The organism is Ruegeria sp. HKCCA0235A (genome assembly GCF_013033235.1).
In the GTDB taxonomy this organism is placed as follows: domain Bacteria; phylum Pseudomonadota; class Alphaproteobacteria; order Rhodobacterales; family Rhodobacteraceae; genus Ruegeria.
On the sequence record NZ_WQDQ01000005.1, the window covers coordinates 344,806 to 353,328 of the forward strand.

Sequence of the window (8,523 nt, forward strand, 5' to 3'; positions counted from 1 at the left end):
ATACCCGATGAATACCGAATGGCCCCTGTGGGAAATCTTCATCCGCGGTCAGCATGGGATGAGCCACCGACATGTCGGTTCGCTACATGCCCCTGACGCGGAAATGGCAATCAAGAACGCGCGCGATGTCTACACCCGCCGCAACGAAGGCGTCTCGATCTGGGTGGTCGAAGCCAACAACATCTCGGCGTCGTCGCCCAGCGACAAAGGCCCGCTGTACGAACCGAGCCAAAGCAAAGTTTACCGCCACCCGACTTTCTTCGACATTCCCGATGAAGTGGGGGCAATGTGATGACCCGGGACGAGGCATTTCTGCAATTCCTGCTGCGGATGGGGGACAACACCCTGATCCTCGGCCATCGTGTCAGTGAGTGGTGCGGCCATGCGCCGGTTCTGGAAGAAGACATAGCGCTGGCCAACACTGCGCTGGACCTGATTGGCCAGACCCAGATGTGGCTGGGCCTTGCCGGAGAGGCGGATGGTGGCAAAAGCGCCGACGATCTGGCCTTCCTGCGCGACGCCTGGGATTTCCGCAACGTGTTGCTGGTCGAGGTGCCGAACGGCGATTTCGGCCGTACGCTGATGCGTCAATTCCTGTTCGATGTATGGCACTCGATCATGCTGGGGCGCCTGATGGCTTCCTCGGACGAGCGGGTCGCGGCAATCGCCGCCAAGGCCAGCAAGGAAGTGACCTACCATCTGGAACGTTCGGGCGACACGGTTGTCGGGCTTGGCGACGGAACCGAGGAAAGCCATGTACGGATGCAGGACGCACTGGATTACCTGTGGCCCTATGTGGGCGAGATGTTTGCCAGCGACGAGGTGGACGCCCAGATGGTCGCCGGAGGTATCGCTCCGAATCCGGCGGATTTGCGAGAGGAATACGACGCTCTGGTTGAGCGTGTCCTCAATCAGGCAACTCTGACCATTCCGGAAAGCCGTTTTGCCCATAAAGGCGGCCGCGACGGGCGCATGCATACCGAACATCTGGGCCATCTGCTGACGCAGATGCAATGGCTGCAACGCGCCTATCCCGGAGCAAAGTGGTAAAAGCGGATGCGGGTCTCGACTGACCAGATATGGAGCTGGCTGGATGCCGTGCCCGATCCCGAAATCCCGGTGATCTCCGTCGTGGATTTGGGCATTGTGCGCGATGTGCGCTGGGACGCTGACACGCTGGTCGTAACCGTCACGCCAACGTATTCCGGTTGCCCGGCGACATCCATCATCAGTATGGATATCGAAACCGCCCTGCGCGATCACGGCATCGGGGATCTGCGCATAGAAACCAGCATTTCACCCGCCTGGACCACAGATTGGCTTAGCGAAAAAGGCCGCGCCAAGCTAGAAGATTATGGCATTGCGCCGCCGCAACCCGCGGGCGGCCCGGATCGCTGCCCCCATTGCGGCAGCAAAGCAGTCGAAAAGGTCAGCCAGTTCGGCTCGACCCCGTGCAAGGCCCATTGGCGCTGCGCGGACTGTCTGGAACCCTTTGACTATTTCAAGTGCATCTGAGGAGGAGCACCGGATGGCACGTTTTCACGACCTGAAAGTCACCGACATCCACAAAACCATCCGCGATGCGGTTGTCGTTACGCTTGAGCCCGTTAACGGCGCAGCGGAACAGTTCGACTTCGCCGCCGGCCAGTACCTGACGTTCCGGCGCGAATTCGACGGTGAAGAACTGCGCCGCTCCTATTCCATCTGTGCCGGCAAGGATGACGGTGTTCTTCAGGTTGGCATAAAACGTGTCGAGGGTGGCGCATTCTCAAGCTGGGCAAATGAGGACCTCAACATAGGTGACGTCGTGCAGGCGATGCCGCCAATGGGCAATTTTCACGTGCCCATCGATGCGGATGCGGAAAAACAATACGTTGGCTTCGCCGGCGGATCGGGGATCACGCCTGTTCTGTCGATCCTCAAAACTACGTTGGCCCGCGAACCCAAATCCCGATTTACGCTGATCTATGCCAACAAGGGCATCAACACGATCATGTTCCGTGAGGAACTGGAGGATCTGAAGAACCTCTATATGGGCCGGCTGAACGTCATCCACATTCTGGAAACCGACGCGCAGGAGATTGACCTGTTTACCGGTCTGGTAACGCAGGAAAAATGCCGTGAGCTTTTCAAGCACTGGATCGATGTCAAGAATACAGACACCGCATTCATCTGTGGCCCAGAGCCGATGATGCTGGGTATTGCCGCCGCTCTGCGGGAACACGGACTTGAGGACAGCCAGATCAAGTTCGAACTCTTCGCCAGCGCCCAGCCGGGTCGGGCCAGGCGCACGGCAGACGCGGCCGACGCAGGCACGCAGGCAAACCAGACCAGTGCTTCGATCACACTCGACGGCGCGACGCAGACCGTCACCTTGCCGAAGGATCAGTCCATTCTGGATGCCGCCCTGGAAAATGCCATGGACGCGCCTTACGCCTGCAAGGCCGGGGTCTGTTCAACCTGCCGCTGCCGTGTTCTTGAGGGCGAAGTCGAGATGCTCGCCAATCACGCGCTGGAAGATTACGAGGTCGAAAAAGGTTACGTGCTGAGTTGTCAGGCTTACCCGGTGACCGACCGCGTGGTCGTGGACTACGACCAGTAAAGGGAGAGGATCAATGACCGACGCCATGACACTTGACAGCTATCTGGCCGCAGGCGGAGTGCTGACCAATCCGACCAACGTACCGCCGCGTTACCGCGCCGAGCTGATGAAACTGATGGCTACGTTTGTAGACAGCGAACTCGCAGGTGCCGCAGGGTTTGCTGATGTCATCAACAAGGGCCCCGGCATAAAGGAACGCATCGCGGCGGCGAAGATCGTGTTGGAAAAGACGGACCATGCGGACAGGGTTCTGAAAATCATGGGTGAGTTCGGCGCCGACACGGATCGTTATGCCACGCATCACCCGTGGACTGCCCGGTTGGATCGAAAAGCGGATATCGGCGCGACCCGCAGCGAACATGACATGCGGCTTGCGGTGTTCAATTATCCGATTTCCGGTTGGACTGATGCCGTCGCCATGAACCTGCTGATGAGCCGTGCCGTGGCAGAGCAACTGGCGGAGTTCTCGACCGTCTCTTACCAGCCACTGGCCGAGGCTTTCCGGCAGATCGCACCGATCGAGGCGCATCACGGCGAACTGGCGTTGGAAGGCGCTGTGAAGCTGGTTGAAAACGGAGCGTCGCAAGACATGCAAGACGCTGTGGACTATTGGTGGCCACGCGTAGCAGTGTCTTTCGGGAGGGATGACCCGAACCGATTTGAGCATCTGAGATCACTTGGTTTGCGCCATAGCACCAACGCTGCCCTTCGGGAACGTTGGGCTCGGTCAGCGGACGAAGCTCTGAAACAGTTGGGTTTGAAATCACCCTCATAGTGCCACGATGCATCCAATTTCAAGGTACTTCAGGGTACACGTCCTAGAAAACAGAGCGGTGACACGCGTGATCCTTTCTGGTTGACTGACGAGCAGGAGGCCAGGCTCGCCCCCTTCTTAGCAGGGTCGCGTGCCACGCCTCGGGCTGATGACAAACGGGTATTAAGCGGGACTATCTTCATCAATCGCAATGGTTCGCGGTGGCGCGACACTCCCAAAAAAACAGAGCGTACAACTCGCTTTACAGCCGGAGAAAGCGTTGGTGCGAGAAAGGTATCTTCGCCCGAATGTTGGCCGGCCTTGTTGCCGGGCAGGGCGAGAAGAAGAAGACTGTGATGATCCCTCTCGTGACATCATTGGCGTGCTACCCTGTTGGGCAATAGGCGCGACCTGTTCCAGGATCTTCCAATCAGCGATCGCACCCGCAGCAACCGTCGTTTACTGGTTAGGAATCGCGACCCCAGAGCCTGTTTTGAAGTTCATGGTTTTCTTTTCGTCGGTCGCTCCATTCTGATAGTTCTGTTTACATTTGCGCATCACCTTGCATACGATCCGGTTGAATTCTTTCGATTGTTCTAACGCAAAGGTTTGATGCCATGGCAGAAACGCTGGACCTGCATAAGTTCGAGAACCTAAGTCCTTTCCAGATCAAAGACGAACTCATAAAGCTGGCGCAGAGAGAGTCGCGCCAAATGGCGCTGCCATATTTGAACGCAGGGCGCGGCAACCCGAATTGGATCGCTACCAAGGCACGAGAGGCGTTCTTCCTTTTGGGTCAGTTCGCGATGACCGAAGCACAGCGACATCGCAATGAACCACAAGTTGGACTAGCCGGTATGCCACAAGGGCCGGGATGTTACGAACGGCTCAAGGAATACTGCGCCGACACGTCGGAAAAAAACGGTCCTCCAGGCGCAGATACTTTGGTGGCCGTGGTGGACTTTGCGATTGAAAAATTTGGTTTCACAGCAGACGATTTCGTACTCGAATTGACCGACGGTATCATTGGCGACCACTACCCGATGCCGGACAGGTGCTTGGAACACAATGAGGCGATCGTCCACGAATACGTGATGTGGGCAATGTGCGCAGGCCATCGGCCCGACGCAAAGTTCGATATCTACGCAGTAGAGGGCGGAACTGCTGCAATGTGCTATATTTTCAAGGCGCTCAAGAACCAGCGGTTGCTTAATGCAGGCGACACAATTGCATTGGGCACGCCGATCTTCACGCCTTATCTGGAGATGCCAGTGCTTGAAGATTACGGGTTGAATACTGTGGATGTGTCTTCTGCTGAAGAAGATCATTTTCAACTTAACGACAACGATTTTGAACTGTTGGCCGATCCCAAAGTCAAAGCGCTGTTCTTGGTCAACCCAGGGAATCCATCCTCTGTCGCGATCAGCCCCGAAGTCATGACCCGACTCGTGGACTTCGTAAAGACCCGCCGTCCTGACCTGATCATATTGACAGATGATGTCTACGGCACCTTCGTACCTGACTTTCAATCGGTGATGGGGCACCTTCCTGAAAATACGATCGGGGTTTACTCCTACTCGAAGTATTTCGGTTGCACGGGCTGGCGTCTGGGCGCAATTCTGGTGGCCGAGAACAACATCTTCGACAAGATGATTGCTGAGGCACCGGACGAGACCAAAGCTGTGGTGAACGCCCGGTATGAATCGCTGACACCCGACCCGTCGTCGTTCAAGTTCATTGACCGGATCGTCGCCGACAGCCGGGATGTCGCACTAAATCACACTGCGGGTTTGTCGGTGCCACAACAAGTGATGATGACATTATTCTCGCTTGTCGAGTTGATGGACCAAGAGAAAGTTTATCAGAAGTTCTGTTGGGGTATCTTGAAGCACCGTTTTGATGAACTGGTCGACGGATTGGGCGTTGAAGTCGCCGACAACCCGTTGTTCGACAAGTATTATGGCATCATAGATTTCGAGTTCTGGCTGCGGAAATACGTCGGCGAAGATGTGGTCGAATGGATCAAGGAAAACGTTCACCCGTTGGATATCTCGTTCAAACTGGCGCAGGACCACGGAATCGTGCTGTTGAACGGGTCCGGTTTTGATGCGCCCAACTGGTCTGCACGCGTGTCTTTCGCCAATTTGGACGACAGCGCCTATCGCCAGATCGGTCGCGCTGTACGGGCTGTGGCCGTTGGATATGTGCAGGCTTATCGCGCGTCAAAAGGATTGCCGTTGCACGGTTAAAAACATGGCCGCTGAGGACGCAGGCGACCCAAACTATCAGCCTGTCTTCTCAGCGGGTCATGTCCTAGCCACATGCCACATAGTCGCGATCGAAAGTTGAGGTAATTCTGAAGCGACTTACGGTACGAACGCCACAACGAGCGGGCCCCAGAGCGTCAAAAAGATATTTGCAACCGCATAGGTCATGGTGAACGCTGGCGTGGGGGTGGAGTTCCCTGCCTTTTCAAGCAACGTGGCAAACCCCGGGTTCCCGGACCGGGAACCGGTAACAACCGCGCAGGCTTCGACCGGGTTTTTGATGCGCAAGACATAGTAGTTAATAGGGAATTGAACAATCATTGGCATCATTGTGACCAGGACTCCCAACAGAAGCAGGGTAACGCCGTACTGTTGAATTGCTTCCAGAGCAGGTTTACCGGCATTCAAACCAACAACCCCGACGAATACCGCCAATCCGAAACTCTGCAGAAAATTTGCGGCCCCATGGTTGATCCCGCCGATCTTTGGTCGGCGAATACGCAAATACCCGATTATCAACCCTGTCACGAGGCACCCAAGGCCCGAGCCGAGCGACACTTTGGTTCCAGCGATCACGAAGCTGATTTCGCCAATCAAATAGCCAATTGCCACACCAATCCCCAGCGCGATGAAATTTGTGGCCGAAGCCAATGGCGGTACGTATCCCGCCTCTTTTGCCGCTCGGTTCAAGTCGTCTTTGTGGCCGACGATGCAGATCTCATCGCCTGCATGAATTTCGGTATTTTGCAACACCGGCACTTCGTGACCCATTCGGGTAATTTTTGAGATGTGAACGCCGCGTCGTTGATCGGCTGTCAGGGCTTCGCGTAATTCGGCAAGAGTTTTACCTGTCAGTTTCCGATTTGTGACAACAACATTTCGACGTTCTTCCACTACCGTCAATTCAGGTGGGTACTCACCAATTTCTCCGCTTGCACTACCTTCGAACCGGGTCAGGGTTGTAACAAGCCCCGATACAACGATGACGTCTCCTGGGCTGATAATCATGTCCGGTTTGGGATCTAACGGCGCACCTTCATGCAGAATTTTCTCGACGATCAGGTCGCCGTCGTAAGTGTTTTCGATGGATTTAACTGACTTTCCTGCAATCGAGGCGTCGGAACCTACCTGATAGGCGCGGGCGTTAAAGCGGTTCATTGGGAGGAACTCGCCTTCTTCCAGTTTGCGGCCACCTCCGCTGAGTTTTTGGGCCAGCTTAATCGCCTCTTTACGCAGATCCACGCGCATTATGATTGGAATGACACTCACCGCCAAAATTGGCCCGATCGAGCCGAAGATGTAAGTGACTGAATATCCCACGGCGATGTTGGTTTTGAGCTTTTCCGCTTCGTCAGCGGCCAGCCCAAGCAGGTCGATGGCATTTCCAGCGGTACCAATGATTGCGGATTGCGTAAGCCCTCCTGCAGCCAGCCCGGCGGCCAACCCTTTGTCCAACCCAGCCAAACGGGCGACGACCACCACAAAGAAAAGTCCCCAGACAGTCATCATAAATGCAGCCAGTAACTTGGTAAGTGCGGTTCGGTTCAGAGCTGCAAAAAATTGAGGGCCACCATTATAGCCGACCATAAAAATGAAGAGAGAGAAGAAAATATTCTGGACATCGGTGCTCAGGTTAATGCCCCCGATTTGACCTACAAGAACGGCCACCAAAAGGGTTCCGGCGATGCCACCAAGTTCGAACTTGCCGACCCTGAACTTTCCAACGCCATAACCTAAGCCCAGACAAAGAAACAGCGCCATAATCGGGAAGGTACGAAGCTGCTCAGAAATCAATTCCATTTTGAAATCTCCTGCGTCTCTCTTCAGGGTCGTTCCGATCAAGATACAGTGACTAACTATATTGAAAACAAAAAAACAATGTGACTGACGTAGCGCGAGGATTTAAGAGCACAGCGCTTCGCATCTCTATTCCGGCGGAAAGGTTTCGAAAAGTGTTATTGTAATTTGGTCAGGATTCCTAATCAGTGGATGACGGTTTCTGTGAGTGCGATCGCTGATTGGAAGACCCCGGAACAACGGTGATGGCGGGTTGCCGCACGCCTCCAGTTCTTAAACCCGCCAAACATAGTCTCGATGCAGTTTCGACCCTTGTACCGCGCTTGTTTTCCTTGACTAACATCACGGCCAGGTTCCTCAAGCAGCCAATCCACATTTGGGATGCTACTGAGCAGAGCCCGGGCGTCGATGTAATCACTGTCGCTCCCGGCGGTCACGAACAGGTTGATCGGGCAATCCTGGCCATCGCAGGCGGGCATCAGCTTGGTATTCATGCCGCCCTTGGTGCGCCCGATCAGTCGGCCACGCCCCCCTTTTTTCGGCCATACTGGTCTCGGTGCCGTTTGCCATGAGATAGGTCGCGTCCATTGCCCGGCAGGGGATCGTGTTCTTCCTTTCGCCGTGCCCGGCAACCAGTTCGGCCAGCATCCGGGCGAAGATACCCTTCTTGCACCAACGCTTCCACCGGCTGTTTAGCGTCTTGTGAGTTCTGTATTCCTCGGGAGTATCGCGCCACCGCGAACCATTGCAGTTGATGAAGATAATCCTGCGTAACACCGGTTTGTCATCAACCCGAGGCCCGCCGTGCGACTTCACGAAGAAGGGAGCGTGCCTAGCCATCTGCGCGCCGGTCAACCAGAAAAAATGACGTGTGTCACCGCTTCGTTTTTCAAGCCGTGAACCGTGCCGCGCAGTGAATACGGATGCATCATGGCATTATATGTGAAGTAGCTGCCGATTTTTTCGGTCTGGGAGTTGATCCGCCCCGTTGAGCAGCCTCATCTGACTGGTCCAAATTGATTGTTGGTGCATTGTCGGCCTGCGATCCATTGGTATGATGGTTTCGGGCGCTGGCGGGCGATAGCCCAGTGCACTGTGGGGCC

Annotated in this window: 7 protein-coding genes and 2 pseudogenes; 7 read left to right on the forward strand and 2 right to left on the reverse strand. The window is 55.4% G+C overall.

The window, feature by feature from the left end; translation table 11 throughout:
• Nucleotides 1–7 precede the first annotated feature (7 nt).
• From paaB to GOW56_RS11545, 7 genes and pseudogenes are all read left to right on the forward strand, one after another.
• Nucleotides 8–292: a 1,2-phenylacetyl-CoA epoxidase subunit PaaB gene (gene paaB / locus GOW56_RS11520; RefSeq protein WP_171118424.1), complete on the forward strand. Its 285-nt coding sequence runs from the start codon at nucleotides 8–10 to the stop codon at nucleotides 290–292.
• Nucleotides 292–1,050: a 1,2-phenylacetyl-CoA epoxidase subunit PaaC gene (gene paaC, locus GOW56_RS11525; RefSeq protein ID WP_171205958.1), complete on the forward strand. Its 759-nt coding sequence runs from the start codon at nucleotides 292–294 to the stop codon at nucleotides 1,048–1,050. The genes paaB and paaC overlap by 1 nt, the downstream gene beginning before the upstream one ends.
• Before the next feature lie 6 nt (nucleotides 1,051–1,056).
• Nucleotides 1,057–1,515 carry a 1,2-phenylacetyl-CoA epoxidase subunit PaaD gene (paaD, locus tag GOW56_RS11530; RefSeq protein ID WP_171118426.1) on the forward strand — a complete coding sequence of 153 codons (459 nt, stop codon included), beginning with the start codon at nucleotides 1,057–1,059 and terminating at the stop codon, nucleotides 1,513–1,515.
• 13 nt (nucleotides 1,516–1,528) lie between these two features.
• Nucleotides 1,529–2,602 (forward strand): 2Fe-2S iron-sulfur cluster-binding protein, encoded by a 1,074-nt coding sequence (locus tag GOW56_RS11535; protein ID WP_171205959.1) that lies wholly within the window; start codon nucleotides 1,529–1,531, stop codon nucleotides 2,600–2,602.
• A gap of 13 nt (nucleotides 2,603–2,615) precedes the next feature.
• The gene (locus GOW56_RS11540; RefSeq protein ID WP_171170269.1) at nucleotides 2,616–3,377 is read left to right on the forward strand and encodes a Phenylacetic acid catabolic protein; all 762 of its coding nucleotides are present in this window, start codon (nucleotides 2,616–2,618) and stop codon (nucleotides 3,375–3,377) included.
• Between the two features lie 81 nt (nucleotides 3,378–3,458).
• Nucleotides 3,459–3,718 (forward strand): annotated as a pseudogene (locus GOW56_RS21820) (transposase); the annotation flags it as partial.
• A gap of 255 nt (nucleotides 3,719–3,973) precedes the next feature.
• Nucleotides 3,974–5,605, forward strand: a complete 1,632-nt coding sequence (locus GOW56_RS11545) for a bifunctional aspartate transaminase/aspartate 4-decarboxylase (RefSeq protein WP_171205960.1) — start codon at nucleotides 3,974–3,976, stop codon at nucleotides 5,603–5,605.
• Nucleotides 5,606–5,722: 117 nt separating this feature from the next.
• Here GOW56_RS11545 and aspT read toward each other — a convergent pair whose 3' ends face one another.
• Both aspT and GOW56_RS11555 read right to left on the reverse strand, forming a co-directional pair.
• Nucleotides 5,723–7,423, reverse strand: a complete 1,701-nt coding sequence (gene aspT / locus GOW56_RS11550; RefSeq protein WP_152460130.1) for an aspartate-alanine antiporter — start codon at nucleotides 7,421–7,423, stop codon at nucleotides 5,723–5,725.
• A 182-nt stretch (nucleotides 7,424–7,605) separates the two neighbouring features.
• Nucleotides 7,606–8,260, reverse strand: a pseudogene (locus GOW56_RS11555) (transposase).
• Nucleotides 8,261–8,523 lie beyond the last annotated feature (263 nt).

What these genes read in the sequence shown, in the direction of transcription:
- GOW56_RS11540 (WP_171170269.1), top strand. Translation starts at nt 2,616, where the DNA reads ATGACCGACGCCATGACACTTGACAGCTATCTGGCCGCAGGCGGAGTG.
- GOW56_RS11535 (WP_171205959.1), top strand. Translation starts at nt 1,529, where the DNA reads ATGGCACGTTTTCACGACCTGAAAGTCACCGACATCCACAAAACCATC.
- paaC (WP_171205958.1), top strand. Translation starts at nt 292, where the DNA reads ATGACCCGGGACGAGGCATTTCTGCAATTCCTGCTGCGGATGGGGGAC.
- aspT (WP_152460130.1), bottom strand. Translation starts at nt 7,423, where the DNA reads ATGGAATTGATTTCTGAGCAGCTTCGTACCTTCCCGATTATGGCGCTG.
- paaD (WP_171118426.1), top strand. Translation starts at nt 1,057, where the DNA reads ATGCGGGTCTCGACTGACCAGATATGGAGCTGGCTGGATGCCGTGCCC.
- paaB (WP_171118424.1), top strand. Translation starts at nt 8, where the DNA reads ATGAATACCGAATGGCCCCTGTGGGAAATCTTCATCCGCGGTCAGCAT.
- GOW56_RS11545 (WP_171205960.1), top strand. Translation starts at nt 3,974, where the DNA reads ATGGCAGAAACGCTGGACCTGCATAAGTTCGAGAACCTAAGTCCTTTC.